Annotated in this window: 14 protein-coding genes and 1 pseudogene; 6 read left to right on the top strand and 9 right to left on the bottom strand. The window is 58.4% G+C overall.

The features are described 5' to 3' along the window. Window positions 1-109 precede the first annotated feature (109 nt). The 8 genes from OZ411_RS35775 to OZ411_RS35810 all read right to left on the bottom strand — a co-directional run bounded on the left by OZ411_RS35775 (window position 110) and on the right by OZ411_RS35810 (window position 6,340). Entirely contained in the window at window positions 110-871 is a 762-nt protein-coding gene (locus OZ411_RS35775) for a creatininase family protein (protein WP_282531707.1), read from the bottom strand. Continuing rightward, window positions 872-1,639, bottom strand: coding sequence for an enoyl-CoA hydratase/isomerase family protein (locus OZ411_RS35780; RefSeq protein ID WP_282531708.1), 768 nt, complete (start codon window positions 1,637-1,639; stop codon window positions 872-874). Between the two features lie 208 nt (window positions 1,640-1,847). Beyond that, complete coding sequence (locus tag OZ411_RS35785) at window positions 1,848-2,567, bottom strand: ABC transporter ATP-binding protein (RefSeq protein ID WP_282531709.1); 720 nt, start codon at window positions 2,565-2,567, stop codon at window positions 1,848-1,850. Then, a complete protein-coding gene (locus OZ411_RS35790; RefSeq protein WP_282531710.1) occupies window positions 2,560-3,285 on the bottom strand; it encodes an ABC transporter ATP-binding protein in 726 nt (241 codons plus the stop codon). The genes OZ411_RS35785 and OZ411_RS35790 overlap by 8 nt, the downstream gene beginning before the upstream one ends. Continuing rightward, window positions 3,282-4,283, bottom strand: coding sequence for a branched-chain amino acid ABC transporter permease (locus OZ411_RS35795; protein WP_282531711.1), 1,002 nt, complete (start codon window positions 4,281-4,283; stop codon window positions 3,282-3,284). Before OZ411_RS35795 ends, OZ411_RS35790 begins: the two co-directional genes overlap by 4 nt. A 13-nt stretch (window positions 4,284-4,296) precedes the next feature. After that, window positions 4,297-5,166 carry a branched-chain amino acid ABC transporter permease gene (locus tag OZ411_RS35800; protein WP_282531712.1) on the bottom strand — a complete coding sequence of 290 codons (870 nt, stop codon included), beginning with the start codon at window positions 5,164-5,166 and terminating at the stop codon, window positions 4,297-4,299. Window positions 5,167-5,388: 222 nt separating this feature from the next. Continuing rightward, a complete protein-coding gene (locus tag OZ411_RS35805; RefSeq protein WP_282531713.1) occupies window positions 5,389-5,910 on the bottom strand; it encodes a flavin reductase family protein in 522 nt (173 codons plus the stop codon). A 58-nt stretch (window positions 5,911-5,968) separates the two neighbouring features. Next, entirely contained in the window at window positions 5,969-6,340 is a 372-nt protein-coding gene (locus OZ411_RS35810; RefSeq protein ID WP_282531714.1) for a VOC family protein, read from the bottom strand. A 546-nt stretch (window positions 6,341-6,886) separates the two neighbouring features. On the opposite strand from OZ411_RS35810, the gene OZ411_RS35815 reads away from it, so the two are divergent. Together OZ411_RS35815 and ribB are read left to right on the top strand one after the other, a co-directional pair. Beyond that, window positions 6,887-7,513 (top strand): Lrp/AsnC family transcriptional regulator, encoded by a 627-nt coding sequence (locus OZ411_RS35815; RefSeq protein ID WP_282531715.1) that lies wholly within the window; start codon window positions 6,887-6,889, stop codon window positions 7,511-7,513. A gap of 24 nt (window positions 7,514-7,537) precedes the next feature. Then, a complete protein-coding gene (gene ribB, locus OZ411_RS35820) occupies window positions 7,538-8,614 on the top strand; it encodes a 3,4-dihydroxy-2-butanone-4-phosphate synthase (protein WP_282531716.1) in 1,077 nt (358 codons plus the stop codon). Between the two features lie 9 nt (window positions 8,615-8,623). Here ribB and OZ411_RS35825 read toward each other — a convergent pair whose 3' ends face one another. Beyond that, the gene (locus tag OZ411_RS35825) at window positions 8,624-9,469 is read right to left on the bottom strand and encodes a helix-turn-helix transcriptional regulator (RefSeq protein WP_282531720.1); all 846 of its coding nucleotides are present in this window, start codon (window positions 9,467-9,469) and stop codon (window positions 8,624-8,626) included. Between the two features lie 93 nt (window positions 9,470-9,562). Here OZ411_RS35825 and OZ411_RS35830 point away from each other — a divergent pair, with 93 nt between their 5' ends. The 4 genes and pseudogenes from OZ411_RS35830 to OZ411_RS35845 form a co-directional block, all read left to right on the top strand. After that, a complete protein-coding gene (locus OZ411_RS35830) occupies window positions 9,563-11,641 on the top strand; it encodes an FUSC family protein (protein ID WP_282531717.1) in 2,079 nt (692 codons plus the stop codon). Further along, window positions 11,638-11,856 carry a DUF1656 domain-containing protein gene (locus tag OZ411_RS35835; RefSeq protein WP_282531718.1) on the top strand — a complete coding sequence of 73 codons (219 nt, stop codon included), beginning with the start codon at window positions 11,638-11,640 and terminating at the stop codon, window positions 11,854-11,856. Before OZ411_RS35830 ends, OZ411_RS35835 begins: the two co-directional genes overlap by 4 nt. Then, window positions 11,853-12,827 carry an HlyD family secretion protein gene (locus OZ411_RS35840; protein ID WP_282531719.1) on the top strand — a complete coding sequence of 325 codons (975 nt, stop codon included), beginning with the start codon at window positions 11,853-11,855 and terminating at the stop codon, window positions 12,825-12,827. Before OZ411_RS35835 ends, OZ411_RS35840 begins: the two co-directional genes overlap by 4 nt. An 835-nt stretch (window positions 12,828-13,662) precedes the next feature. Then, window positions 13,663-14,015 (top strand): annotated as a pseudogene (locus OZ411_RS35845) (hypothetical protein); the annotation flags it as partial.

Raw genomic sequence — 14,015 nt, forward strand, 5'->3', positions numbered from 1 at the left:
GAACCACGCTTCTGTCCCTGACCAACACCTCTTGCGGGCTGCAACGTCGTATTCCTTCGCTGGCAGCTTCCTGTGTTGGCGGCACGCATGAGGTGCAACAGGCGTCGACTTATTTACCGAACGAGACGACCAGAAGATCCGCTATCGCCTCAAGGCATCGCTCGCCGATTTCGACGGTCGAACCATGCGGATCGCCAATGATCCCGTTCTCCGTGATCGACTTGATCCCATTCTTCCACATGGAGTGAAGCTGCTCTTCAGACAGAGCGCCCAAGTGTCCTACTTCGAACCGATCTAGCCGCACTCTATCGGGGCGGAGACACATCATGAGAGACGTCTCCGCTATATCGGCATGCCCACCAACTGCATTCGGGTCACCCCCGGCAGCTTTGACCGCGTTTCGCCACCTGTCGATCCAAGCAATAGAGTCGCAGAACGCGTCGATCTCAACGTCTTTCGGAACCGCGCGCCTCAACCGAGGAAGAATGTCGCGCAAGACCGGAAAGTTTCCGATGTGTCCGGAGAATAGCAGAATGCGCTTGAATCCATGGTGTGCGAGACTTGTGCAGTAGTCCAGGCAGATTGCTTCGAACGTTTCCGGTCGAAGGGAGATGGTGCCGGGGAAGACAAGATGGTGAGCTGAACAGCCGACCTTGATCGTAGGGGCTATCAGGGCATTGCCAAGATGCCGTGCCACTCTTGCCGCGAGCGCGTCAGCGTGATCGGCATCCATGCAAAGCGGAAGATGCGGTCCATGCTGCTCGACAGCGCCGCATGGTATCAGGACCGTCGAACCTCCTTGCGCCAGGGCAGCCGATACCTCGTCGACGCTCATGAGCTCTAGGCGGATTTCATCAGCCAATGCTGTCATTTATTCCTTCTTTGAATTCTTCGATAGAAAGCGGGCACGCGCGTCTGCAGAACTATTATCGGTCAGATAGGCGCTGAGATCTTCAATCGTCATCGCCTCGAGCGAGGAGTCATCCATTTGTCCCGTCAAGTTCAACGAGCGCTTGATCGCGGCAAATAGCTTTTGTTCCTTTCCACGAAGATGCTTACATACTTCCACGGAACGAATCGTCACTTGCGCGGTGGTTGTGATCTCGTTGACCGCTCCAATTTCGAGGGCTTTCTGCGCATCGACTAACTCGCCCCAATAGAGCAATGCCTGTGCTTCACGAAGTCCCAGTTTCCGGACTGCTTGCCGTATTCCTTTGGCTGCAGGCAAGAGGCCGTGGTTGATTTCCGGAAATCCGATCTTGCACTCGCGATTTGCGACGACGTAGTCGGCATGAAGAAGAAATTCCAGCGCCCCTCCGACTGCATACCCTCGAACGGCACATACGACCGGACCCGGATATCTCTCTATCTCGCAAAGAAGCGCGTGGAAGACCCTCATGCGGGGTCTAGATATTTCGATGCCGGCCACTTCCTTTATGTCGCCGCCGGCACTGAAGAAGCGATCACCTTGACCCGTCAATACAACACCCGGCGGCGACGATTGAGTAGACAGTGCACGAAAAGTGGCCAGCAAGCGATTGATTAGTCCGTTATTCAAGGCATTTGCTGGCGGCCTATTCATGGTCATCGTGACTATGTCAAGGTCGCGCTCGACTATAAGGGCGTCATTGTTTTCCATAGGGAAAGCTTAAGCAACGCACCTCGGAATTGATTGCTGTACACCGTTTCCGTGTCAGCGCGCATCGACACAAATTGTGGCTAGAGCGCCATCTCGCGGCATTTTCTGCTACGGATTTCCAGCGCTTCCGCCGACCGTAAAGCCGGCTAGCCAGGAGAGATAGAACCACCCTCGTTGAGCGGCTTGATACATAAGGGCGAAAAGCCCGCTACATTCCGAGATATGCGCGCTGAATCTCGGAGTTGTTCAGCAGTTCGTGGCTCGATCCGTGGAGTACGATCGATCCGTTTTCCAAGACGTAGCCACGATTGCTCAACGCGAGGGATTTCGCGACGTTCTGTTCGACCAAAAGCACCGTTATCCCTTGCTCGTGTAAAGACTTCACCACTCCAAACATCACGTCCGTCAAAGCGGGCGACAGTCCAATAGACGGCTCGTCGAACATGACTACTTCCGGCTTCGACATGATTGCGCGTCCGATAGCCAACATCTGCTGTTCGCCGCCGGATAGCGTCCCGGCAAATTGTCGCCTACGCTCTCGGAGCCTCTCAAACAATTGATAGACGAACTCGAGTGTTTCGATCTGGTTGGCTTTCGCGCGCTTAAGTGATCCGCCCAGGAGCAGATTTTCCTCGACGGAAAGGCTTCCAAAAATCTGCCGCCCTTCGGCGACCTGCGCAATACCGAGTTCGCAGATCTCCCACGGCGGCATCCCGGTAATATCAACGCCGTTCATCCTCACGACACCGCTCGAAGATGGAACGATGCCTGAGATTGATCTGATCAGGGAAGTCTTTCCCGCACCATTCGCGCCCACGACACAGATCAATTCGCCCTTGTGGATCTGCAAGGAGATGCCGTTCAAGGCGTTCGATCCGTCGTACGCAACACAAAGACCGTCGATCGATAAAAGCGCATCGTCAAGCATGGAAGCCCGTCCCCAGATAGCTTTCAAGGACCCTCGGATCCGCGACCACCTCTTTAGGACTTCCTTCTGCGATTTTAGCTCCATGATGAAGTACTACGACGCTCGACGCGACCTCCATCACGATCCGCATGACGTGCTCGACGAGGAGGATCGTTAGTCCACTTTCGGCCAATTTCTGTAGCACGCGGACAACTCCCGCCGCCTCGGTGGGCCGGAGGCCCGCCATCACCTCGTCAAGCAAGAGCAGCTTCGGTCGCGTGGATAGCGCTTTAGCCGTTTCCAGCATCTTCCGATCCGGCAGCGTCAACTGATCCGTCCTCGCATTCGCCTTGCCGGCGAGCCCGACACTCTCGAGCGACTCGTATGCCGTCGCTCTGGCCTCGTTTACTTTCTTGGTCCAACTGAAGGCTCCGACCATCGCGTTCTCCAGGACCGACATATCGCGCATCGGTCGCACGATCTGGAACGTTCTCGCGATACCCAGCCTGCAGACGTCTTCAGGCGGTGTATTCTTTATCGAACGCCCCTCGAAGAACACCTGCCCACTCGTCGGCTTCAGGGCCCCGGCAACAAGATTGAAACATGTCGTCTTCCCTGCCCCATTCGGCCCGATGAGCGCGGTGATATGACCGGCTGCAAGGGCGAAGCTGACGTCGTTGACTGCGACTAATCCCCCGAATGATCGAGAGAGGTTCTTTACCTCGAGCAGGCTTGTCATCGCTCGGCCTTCCTGGGTTGCGGCAGCCACACGCTGGATGGCAACTGGATTGCCTTATAGAGCCGGACGATCGCCGGCCAAATGCCGTCCGGCAACAACCAGACGACCAAAATCAGAACGATACCGTAGGCGATATTGTTCAGCCCCGGGATCCCAAGACTGTCGCCGAGAGCGCTCATCAAATGGTTCAGAGGAATAGCGGCCAGCGATCCGACCAGCGGGCCGAACGTCGTACCCAGCCCGCCGACCACGGGCCCAATCAGGACGTCAACCGAGATTCCCATGCCCATGATCGAATCTGGAAATATCGATCCTTGCACGAGTGCCAGAATTCCACCGCCGACTGCCGCGGCCGCCGCCGATATCGAGATCACAAGAATTTTGTGTCGGAACGTGCGGACACCGAGAGCGCGGGCCGCCTCGTCATCATCCCTCATCGCCCGCCAGACATATCCAAGGTACGATCGCGAGATAAATTCAGTTCCGACAATGCCCAATGCTGCCAGAGCGAGCGCGAGAAAGTAATAGAACCGCGCATCTCCTCGGAGCATCGAGATGTCGATCGTGCCGCTTGGCGCTGGAAAGAACAGTCCCTGCATTGCGCCGACAAACTCCCAGCCACTGAACATGATCCTGGCGAACTCCGCGGCAGCGATCGTCAGCAACGCGAAATAGATTCCACGCACTTCGAACCGGAAGCTCAACCACGCCATCACCGCACCGACGGATCCGGCTATGACCATGCCGAGCAGAAGGCCTATCCATGGAGAGAGGCCGTACTTGATGTCGAGCACGGCCACTGAATAAGCGCCGAGACCAACAAAGAGGGCATGACCTATCGACAGCTGGCCGCCGATCCCGAGCATCAGATTCCACGATTGCCCCATGAAGGTGAACAGCAAGACGATCGTCATCAACGACAGGACATACGAGTTCGACACGGCGCCGACCAAAGCAAGGATGACGAAGAGCATTCCTCCAGCGAGCCACCGCTTCATCTCGGTCGCGCCATCAAAACTCTTTTGCACCGAAAAACCCTCTAGGACGAAAGATCAGGATGATGATCAGGAGTGCATAGGGAAGTGCTGTTTTCATCGACGGAGCGAACATCAAGGCCGCGATGGCCTCGGCCACGCCGATAGTCAATCCGCCCAGTAGCGCTCCACTGAAGCTGCCGAGACCGCCGACGATAACCGTCACGAAAGCGAGCAGAGTGAAGTCCACGGCCAGATATGGCTGGGCGTCAAACAAGGGAGATATCAAGGCGCCGGCGACACCTGCGCACGCCGTTCCGATACCAAAGGTCACCGCATATACCCGCGGAATGTTCAGCCCTACGACCAGGCCGCCCAACCGATTGTCTGCGGCCGCTCTCAAGGACCGGCCAAACGACGAAAACTTCAGATACGCTCCCAGCATGACGATGAGCACGCCTGCAGTCGCCGCCGCCTGCAGCCTCGCCAGATCCAGCGTCAAGAAGCCAAGCGATACGGTACGAAACGACAGCTGGGACGCAGTGGGACGGGGATCCGGTCCGAACGTCACCAGCAGGGCGCCGCTGAAAAGCAGCGATAGACCGATAAAGACGATGAATTGATAGTGATGGGGTCGATTGACGAACCGCTTCACGATCACGGTCTCCAACAGGTATCCGAAGACGAACATCACGATCGCTGCTATCGCTGCCGCGACAATGATTGGAACGTCCCAAAAGCGGACAGCCCAATACCCGATGTAGACACCGAAGACGACCATCTCACCGTGCGCAAAGTTGACGACACGCATGACGCCGAAAATGATCGTCAGGCCGAGCGCGACGAGCCCGTAGACCAGACCGAGCAGAATTCCGCTCGCGAGAACATTGAGCCAAAGCGACAACATTAGCGGCCACTAAACGGTACGAGTGGACATTGCGGCTTCGACACCGCGACGCTCGATGGCGCGACAACCTGCGGCCGATTACGTTTCGCTTGGATCATGACTACCCCGCCATTGATGCTCTGTCCTGGTTCGTCGAACTTTATTGGCCTCCCGGGGAGGAAATCATCTTCGGATTCCACTGCTGCTTGAGGCACTTTCGCGGCATCGTTGTCTCGCACTAAACTAGTGTCGTGGGTCTTGAATTCTGGGCACTGCAAATGCGCCCCTCACATAGACAAGAGGCTCCCGATCGGCGTTTGTCGCCTGCGCCACGACCTCGCCGACAAATATCGTGTGGCTCCCCGCATCGTGCGTCTCGACAACGCAGCAATCAAAACTGCAGATCGCCTCGATCAGGCTTGGCGCTCCCGTGACAAGCTCTCGCCACGAGCCTTCAGTAAATCGTATGTCGCCCTTGCTCCCGTCCTGCCCAGCAAATTTCTGGGCCAGCGCGGAATGATCCGCCGCCAGAATATTCCAGCAGAACAATCGGCTATTCTTGATAGTATCGTGCGCGCCAGCGGACTTATTGACGCAGACGAGCACGCTTGACGGCTCAGTCGACAATGAACAGCCTGCGGTCAACGTCAGACCGTGCCTGCTCGGCCGCCTACCGGTGGTGACGATCGAAACGGCGCCAGGCACGTTTCGCATTGCGCTGAGAAATTCCGCCGCGCTGAGCAATGGAGCTTCTTGAACAGGCATTAGCGACACTCGAGAGGTTATGATGGTCAATTGCCTCGATTTGGCAGGTCAAGTTCAATCAGCAGGATCCGCCCCTGCTGTATCTATTTGTGGCCTGATAGAGCTGAATCGTGTTGCCTTGCGGATCTCTTACCTGCACCACTCTGCCGTGCGCGCCCATGTCGCGAATTTCACCGAACACCTCAGCGCCCGCAGCCCGTGCGCGTTCGATTGTCGCTTCCAGATCTTCGACCTCGAAGACGGCAACGACATTCCGTGACTGACCAGACACGGACTCGGTCGGACCTGCGATGCAGAAAGCGGTCTTATCGTCTGCGAACTGAATCCACTTTCCGGTGTCCGCGAAGCGGATCGTCAATCCCAGAGCTTCGTAGAACCTGGCAAGACCTTCAGGTTCGATGGCAGTGAGATAGACTTGCTTGAGTTTCACTTTCCTGGCTCCGATTCATCGCAGGTCCGCCGATCGAAGATTTCCCGCGATTATCCAATAATAATCGCGCTGCCTTCCCAGCATTAATGTTCAAACACCCCGTCGCTCACATTGTTGATCAGCATTTTATGCTGCACCCGCGCGACCTGATGGCGCTTCTGTCCTACATGCTCGCTCGTGATGAGATCGCATGACTTATTCGAGCGTGATCGTCCGTCATTCCAAACGTGCGCCGGATTTCAAGGTGTCGCGCAGCAGATCATGTCGAGGAGCCATCGCCGAGATCCCTCGATGCGTCTTATGCTCATTATCGGAGCCACTTGACGTATTTTCAGACGCATCCGCGCTTATTTTTAGGACAATCGCACTGTGCTCCCGCGAGACGCATATCGCGATTGACTGTTTTGCGATACAAGTCGTCATTTTATCGAAATTCCGCAACCCAGCCGGCGGTTAGCATCCGTGTCATCGAGATGTCACCGCGCGACATAAGGCGCGGGACCGGGCCTCGATAAAGCGACCGTTTGCCTTGGAGGAGACAACGACATGACAACGACGGCTCTCGACAGGATCGACATAAAGATCCTGAATGAACTGCAGCAGAACGCGAGCTTGACCAATGTCGAGCTTGCCTCCCGCGTCAATCTTTCACCATCGCCCTGCCTTGCTCGAGTTAAGACACTTGAAAAACTCGGCGTGATCGATCGGCGAATTGCGGTACTGGATCCGGCCGTACTCGGCATCGGCGTAACCGCGTTCATCCAGGTCAAGCTTGAGAAGCAAGTCCAGCTATCTCTAGATAGTTTCACGCGCGCGATTGATCGCCTGAGCCAAGTCATGGAGTGTTACCTAATGACGGGAGACAGCGACTATCTGCTCCGTGTCATGGTTTCCGACATAGAGGACCTCGAAGACCTCATCGTCAACAAGATCTCGCGTATACCCGGCGTCTCGAGCATTCGTTCAAATCTGGCCCTGAAGCGGATCTCCCACAAGACGGTGCTCCCGATTGACACCAGCCGTCCGGTCACGATCAAGGCGTGCAATAGTACTTCGAAGTATATGGAGAGGCCCGCGAAGCCTCGGTACGACTCGGCCGCCCAAGCACGGGGTGATAGCGCGATGGGCGGTGAGGCCTTCCGCACCCTCAGCCATAGCGTGACCGGTCTCTGACGACCGAGCTGGTGCGAGCGGCACATGACGGCTTCGATTTCCGACGTTTTGAAAGCCCTCTCCGATGGGGAGATAGTCGTCGTTACTGACGATGACGATCGCGAAGGCGAGGGCGACCTCGTCGTGGCGGCATCGCTATGCACCGCCGAAAAGATGGCGTTCATCATCCGCCACACGTCCGGCATCGTCTGCGCGCCCATCACCTCCGAACACGCGCGTCGTCTGAGACTTGATCCAATGGTCAACAACAACGACGCCAACCATGCCACCGCCTTTACCGTTTCAATCGACTATAAACCTGATGGCGGCACTGGAATTTCTGCTGAAGAACGCGCTTCGTGTTGCCGCGCTCTGACCAACCCTAACGTCGGCGCAAGTGACTTCGCGCGTCCCGGCCATATCTTTCCGCTCATCTCGAAGGAAGGCGGCGTTCTGATGCGATCCGGCCACACTGAAGCCGCGGTCGACCTATGCAAGATGGCCAACTTGTCCCCGGTTGGCGTCATCAGCGAATTGATGAACGACGACGGCTCGGTGATGAAGGGTTCGCAAGTTCTTGAGTTTGCGGACAGGCACAATCTCAAGCACCTGACGATCGCCGACATCATCCGTTTCCGGCAAGCGCGTGAGAAATTAATTGAGCGGGTCTCAAGCGTCACTGCCGATAGTCCAATCGGTCCGCTACAAGGATACTCCTATCGATCGCCGTTTGATCCAATTCACCATGTTGCGTACGTGTATGGCGACATAGGAGATGGCAGGAACGTGCTGACCCGCTTCTACAAGCCGAACATCATACGCGACATGTTTTCAGGTCAGGCTCAAGCGAAGATGAACGCTGTGTTGCAGCGCTTCAAGGAGAACGGAAGCGGCGTGCTCATCTACCTGCGAGACGGTGCCGCTGGCGTTCCACCGGTACCGCTGGCCCCGTCAAGCTCCTCGGAGGGCGATCGCAATCGGCAATGGCGCGAGATCGGGGTCGGCGCCCAGATTCTGCGAGATCTGGGTATAACCTCCATCCGCCATCTGACATCATCAGTTCATCACTTCAAAGGGCTGTCCGGATTCGGAATCGAAATCGTTCGAAACGAACGACTTTGATTTCGATCCTCACGGTGACCGCTCGCGGCTTAAGTGCTCCGCACTTTCAACACTCTCGCCCTGTTTGTTGACGCGATCGGAGAAATATCGTGCCGGCGATTTGCCGAGCGCCTTCTTGAACATTGTGATGAACGCGCTGACAGACTCGTAGCCGAGCGATTCAGACACCGACTGCACGGAATCTCCCGCGGATAAGCGCTGAAGAGCGACGATGATATGGAGTTGTTGACGCCAACGACTGAACGTCATGCCGGTCTCGGCGACGACAAGGCGCATCAGGGTCCGCTCGCCGAGAGCAATGGTTTCGGCCCATTCCGCCACGGTACGGCGATCGCCGGGATTTTCCATCAAGGTATCGGCGATCGCGCGTAGTTTCGAGTGACGCGTGACCGGAAGATGCAGTTGCTCGGTCGGCATCTCGATGAGCTCGTTCAGCAGGACGGCGACGATCTGAGCCGTTGGTCCTTCCGGATCGTAGAGCGGCGGCAGCGTCGCCAGGCGATGAATCACTTCGTGCAGCAGAGGCGTGATCGACAGCGTGCAGCACTCCGTCGGAACGTGCGCCGCGTCCATGTCTACGTACAGAAAGTGAATGCTGGCATTGGCAGTCACGCGATTGCTGTGCGGCATGCCACCGGGAATCCAGACGCCGCATCGCGGAGGCACCATCCAAAGCCCGCTGGGGACCTCGCAAGTTACACCGCCGCGCTGTGTCAGGACCAACTGCCCTTTCCGATGTGTGTGGATTGGAAGCTCGTCCTCCTTCTCTTGAGTATCGACCATCAGTGCGACGACCGGACGATTCAGCGCGTCCGGATCGAATTCACGGTAATATTGGAGGAGAGAGCCGCGCATTGTCATGATTTAGCAATTATTTGGTAAAGTAGCGAAATTCTCGTTGCGCGACAAGTTCTATCGTCCGGGTGCTTCACAGACCCGACCTGGAACATGACCCGAACCCTTCTGTCTCGCGTTTTCGGAGACGCCGCACTCACTTTCGACCCCAAATGGGCGCTGTTTTCGGCCAATTCGTTCATCGCGGCGATGCTCGCGATCTATCTGGCGTTTCGTCTCGGGCTACAGCGGCCATCTTGGGCGATGCTCACTGTCTATCTTACCGCCCAACCGCTTGCGGGCGCCGTCCGTTCGCGTGCCGTTTACCGCCTGCTCGGCACGCTGCTCGGGGCCTGCGCAGCCCTGACGTTGGTTCCAATCCTGGTCGATCAGCCGACCTTGATGTCCGTCGCCATCACCGGCTGGGCGACGTTCTGTCTGTACGTCTCCCTGCAGGACCGGACGCCCCGCAGTTACGCCTTCATGCTGGCGGGATACACCGCGACGACCGTCGCGTTCTCAAGCGTAACTGCTCCGGAATTGGTTTTCGACACCGCCCTGGCACGCGTCGAGGAAATCGTCCTCGGCATCTGCTGTGCAACGATCGTCCACACCCTGCTGTTTCCGCGCGACGTCACGGGCGCGCTGATGAAGTCAATCGACGCCGCTGTTCGCGATGCTTCCGCTTGGACGGCGGATGCCTTGCTAAATCACGCACCGACGAAAGCAGACTCCGCACGCTGGCGGTTGGCGGCAGACGTCACCCACTTCGAAATGCTATTGACTCATCTCCGCTACGACACGGCTGCGACAAAGCCGGAGATATCGGCGATCCGTGCCTTGCAGGACAAACTCGCGCTCGTGCTGCCCATGCTGACGGCGGTCGAAGACCGGCTCGGCGCACTCGGCAACCGGTGCACGCCGGAGCTGAATCAACTTCTCTCGCAACTCGGCGAATGGGCGCGCGATCCAGTTGAATCGCGGCTGAGCGCGGACGAGTTGCTGCGCCGCTGCGCGGAATTCGAAGCCGCACTGCCCGCTGCGCAGGACGAATGGGATAGGCTTCTCGCATCTAGCACGATCGCCAAATCGGCGGCGTTGATTGAAGCATTGGCTGCGGCCCACGAATTGTCCGCGATCATCCATGGATCCAAGGCGACTTCCGAGCTGACTGCGGCACCTCGCCCCAAGATCCGCCGCGCCAGGAGAAATCTCCATCGTGATCAGGGTCTCGCTGCCTTGTCCGTCGTCGCTCTCTTCGCGGCCGTGCTTGGCTGCTGCACCGTCTGGATCGCAACCTCCTGGCCGGAAGGCGCCACCGCCGCACAGATCGCAGCGATCGCTGCAGCGCTGTTCAGCAGCCTCGACGATCCAGCACCGACCCTGGTGTCCTATACGATCTGGACAGTGGCGTCGCTGCCGATCGCGGCCATCTACCTGTTTCTGATCTTCCCGGCGATCGACGGATTTCCAATGTTGGCAGCCTCGCTGGCTCCGTCGTTCCTCGTCCTCGGTTATCAGCAGGCCAATCCGCGTCACGCTCTCAAAGCGTTGGCCCTCGTCCTCGGCCTGATCGGGGCGCTTGATCTTCAAAACAGGTTCTCGGCCGACTTCGCTTCGTTCATCAATGCCAACGCTGCCGCGGTCGTCGGCCTCGCTGCCGCGTTCCTGGCCGTGCGTACATTCCGCTCGGTGACGGCAAAGCGCGCGGCCCGGCGCCTGCTCCGGCACGGATGGGTCGACCTGGCGATCCTCGCCGGCGCCCGCCGACCAATGAACCGCGAGCGGTGGCTGGGCGTGATGCTCGACCGCCTCGGCCTGGTCGTTCCCAGATTGGCGCTGTCCGGCACGGACGTGGAGGCGGAAGCCGGCCGCTCGCTGGCCGCGCTGCAGATGGGCCTGGACTTGCTCGACCTGAAATCGAGCGTGGTGGGTTTCGACGACCAGCTCAGCAAGAACCTCGAGAGTCTGACCCCCAAGCTGTCGCACGCCTTTCGATGGTTCGCGACGGGGAACAGCGAGCTTCATCCGACCGAGGCGCGGGCCCTGCTCGCGGCAATCGATGTGGCACTGCGCGAGCACGGCGCATGGGAGCCCGCAATTCGACGAACGCGGCTGACTGCATTGGTCGGCCTCCGCCGCGCGCTCTTTCCGAATGCGCAAGCTCCGTCTTTCGACCGAGTTACGCAATGAACGAAGAGATCAACATCGCTGGTGTGTTCGTGCCGACCTTTGTCTTCGCCTGCGTCTGCGCCCTCGGGCTTGGAGTCGCCTTGTCTGCAGCGCTCAAGCGATTCGTGTCGCCGGATATCAAGAGTTTCGCGTGGCACCCGGCGCTGTTCGACTTCGCCATCTTCGTGATCCTCGTCGATATCTCCTACGCTATATTGGGAACGTTACTACCATGACCGCGAGAAGCTCGATCCTGCCGCGCATGTTCATCACCGCGTTGGCTCTCACCATCGCGGCACCGGTCGGCATCGACATGTGGGACCACTACGCAAATGCGCCCTGGACGCGGGACGGTCACGTCCGGGCCGACGTTGTCGCCGTTGCGCCGGACGTCTCCGGTCTCGTCGAAGAGGTCCTGATCAAGGATAATCAGGCAGTTCGCAAGGGGGACGTCATGCTCCGGCTGGATCCGGAGCGTTTCCACCTGGCCGTCCGACAGGCGGAGGCCGTAGTGGCAAGCCGGGAAGCCGCCGTCGAGAGAGCCGCGAGCGACCGCGCCCGCTATGACAAACTGAGCGACGGGGTCGTTTCTCAACAGCAGCACGAGACCGTCCGCGCTGCTGACCTTCAGGCCAGGGCTGCCTACAATCAGGCCCTAGCGGATTTGGACGTCGCGCGTCTCAATCTGGCCCGATCCGAGATCCGCGCGCCGGTGAACGGTCGCGTGACGAACTTCGATCTGCGTCCGGGCTCCTATCTTCCAGCGGGCCGAGGCATCATGGCCTTGATCGACACCGATACCGTGCGCATCGAAGGCTATTTCGAGGAGACCAAGCTCGCACGCATCCATGTAGGCGATGCTGCCGATGTCAGGTTGATGGGCGGCTCGACCCTGAGAGGAAAAGTTGATAGCATCGCCCGAGGAATCGAAGATCGTGAACGAAGTTCGGGTGCGAGCATGCTTGCCAATATCAACCCGACGTTCTCATGGGTCAGGCTTGCGCAGCGCGTTCCCGTCCGGATCAAGCTCGATCTGAAAGACAATGCGGACGAATTGATCGTCGGCCGGACCGTCACAGTTCAGATCGACGGCGACACCGGTCGCACTCCTGTGGTCACGTCGATGCTCGGGTCTGGTCTCTGGCGCCTCTTACGGGCATTCGATCTGGAGGACGGTCGCGGGCGATCAGCAATGCGTAAGCTTTGAACCAGCTCAAGTTGGCAAACCTGCGCTCTGTGCCAAGAACAGTGTCTGGCCTGACCGGAAGTCATCGATCTCGGATCAAACCGGCGCTGTTCATCCCAAAGCGCCTAGGGCTCTGCAGTGGTAGACTGCCGATTCAGCCCGAGATGCCGCTACACCGAACTCATCGACACGATTGCCACTGCGTGAGACCCGCGCCGAGTGCGGCCATCGTGGGTACAAAATCGCAGAAAATCGTAGTTTGGCGTGCAGAATCGTGGCCCGTGGTAGCGGGGGAGGGACTCGAACCCCCGTCATTCGGATTCTTCGTTCTCGAACTGAAATAGGAGTGCGCTTCCCGATCCAAAACGAGGGGCCCGTCCATCTTTAGCGAGCGAGTCCAGCTTTGGATCGCGACACTCTGCTTATTTCGAACCAAGCCACCGCATACGGGGGCTGCGTCGTACAATGTCGTAGAACATCGCAGAATATCGTGGCCTGGCGCGCCACTCAGAACAAAACTGCGAAGGTCGGCCATGCAACTTGATACCCGCTACCATGCGTATCGCACCGTGCCTTTGCCTGCGGGTGACGTTGGAGAACTCCCCTTCAAAGGTGCACGCTCCCAAAATATCGAAAACAACCCCATGCAAAGGTGCAGGCGGCCGCGGGCGCTCGAACAGCAACTTGACACGTCGGGCAAATCAGGGGCATTCCTTCATTATCCCGCAATCCTGTAACGCCCGTCGGTCCGCAATAGCGGGCGCGTCGGTTGCAATTGCGGTCCAAGAATCCTCACCCGAATCCTCACCCACGATTGAAATTGCACCGGCTCCGCGCAGCGAACGATGGCCTGCGCGTGGCCGAACCGCGCGCGCTTGCCGCGCGGGTGCCAGGGAGTCGCGACATGAACACCGCCCCAAGCCTCGCCATGCCAAAGACGATCGCCGCAACCGACCCCACCAAAGCTGCCGCAGCCCCGCGGATAAGGCTCTCATCACACGGATTCTCCATCGACCATCCCGATCCGGAGCTCGGCGAACAGCTCATGGCGAACGCGCTGGGGGCAACCGATCGCGAAGCGATGGATGGCATCCTCCGGCAATTGGTAAGGGCCAGCGTGAGCGGCGGGAGCCCCGACGAGGTCAACCTGTCCTTCATGATTTCAATGGTGAAGAGCATTCGCCCAAGGGATTCCGTCGAGGCCATGCT

Origin of the sequence: Bradyrhizobium sp. Arg237L, from assembly GCF_029990105.1 — a bacterium.
Classification (GTDB): domain Bacteria; phylum Pseudomonadota; class Alphaproteobacteria; order Rhizobiales; family Xanthobacteraceae; genus Bradyrhizobium.

Excerpts from the sequence above, each read along its gene's own strand:
- OZ411_RS35775 (WP_282531707.1), bottom strand. The coding sequence starts at position 871 with ATGACAGCATTGGCTGATGAAATCCGCCTAGAGCTCATGAGCGTCGAC.
- OZ411_RS35780 (WP_282531708.1), bottom strand. The coding sequence starts at position 1,639 with ATGGAAAACAATGACGCCCTTATAGTCGAGCGCGACCTTGACATAGTC.
- OZ411_RS35785 (WP_282531709.1), bottom strand. The coding sequence starts at position 2,567 with ATGCTTGACGATGCGCTTTTATCGATCGACGGTCTTTGTGTTGCGTAC.
- OZ411_RS35790 (WP_282531710.1), bottom strand. The coding sequence starts at position 3,285 with ATGACAAGCCTGCTCGAGGTAAAGAACCTCTCTCGATCATTCGGGGGA.
- OZ411_RS35795 (WP_282531711.1), bottom strand. The coding sequence starts at position 4,283 with ATGAAGCGGTGGCTCGCTGGAGGAATGCTCTTCGTCATCCTTGCTTTG.
- OZ411_RS35800 (WP_282531712.1), bottom strand. The coding sequence starts at position 5,166 with ATGTTGTCGCTTTGGCTCAATGTTCTCGCGAGCGGAATTCTGCTCGGT.
- OZ411_RS35805 (WP_282531713.1), bottom strand. The coding sequence starts at position 5,910 with ATGCCTGTTCAAGAAGCTCCATTGCTCAGCGCGGCGGAATTTCTCAGC.
- OZ411_RS35815 (WP_282531715.1), top strand. The coding sequence starts at position 6,887 with ATGACAACGACGGCTCTCGACAGGATCGACATAAAGATCCTGAATGAA.
- ribB (WP_282531716.1), top strand. The coding sequence starts at position 7,538 with ATGACGGCTTCGATTTCCGACGTTTTGAAAGCCCTCTCCGATGGGGAG.
- OZ411_RS35825 (WP_282531720.1), bottom strand. The coding sequence starts at position 9,469 with ATGCGCGGCTCTCTCCTCCAATATTACCGTGAATTCGATCCGGACGCG.
- OZ411_RS35830 (WP_282531717.1), top strand. The coding sequence starts at position 9,563 with ATGACCCGAACCCTTCTGTCTCGCGTTTTCGGAGACGCCGCACTCACT.
- OZ411_RS35835 (WP_282531718.1), top strand. The coding sequence starts at position 11,638 with ATGAACGAAGAGATCAACATCGCTGGTGTGTTCGTGCCGACCTTTGTC.
- OZ411_RS35840 (WP_282531719.1), top strand. The coding sequence starts at position 11,853 with ATGACCGCGAGAAGCTCGATCCTGCCGCGCATGTTCATCACCGCGTTG.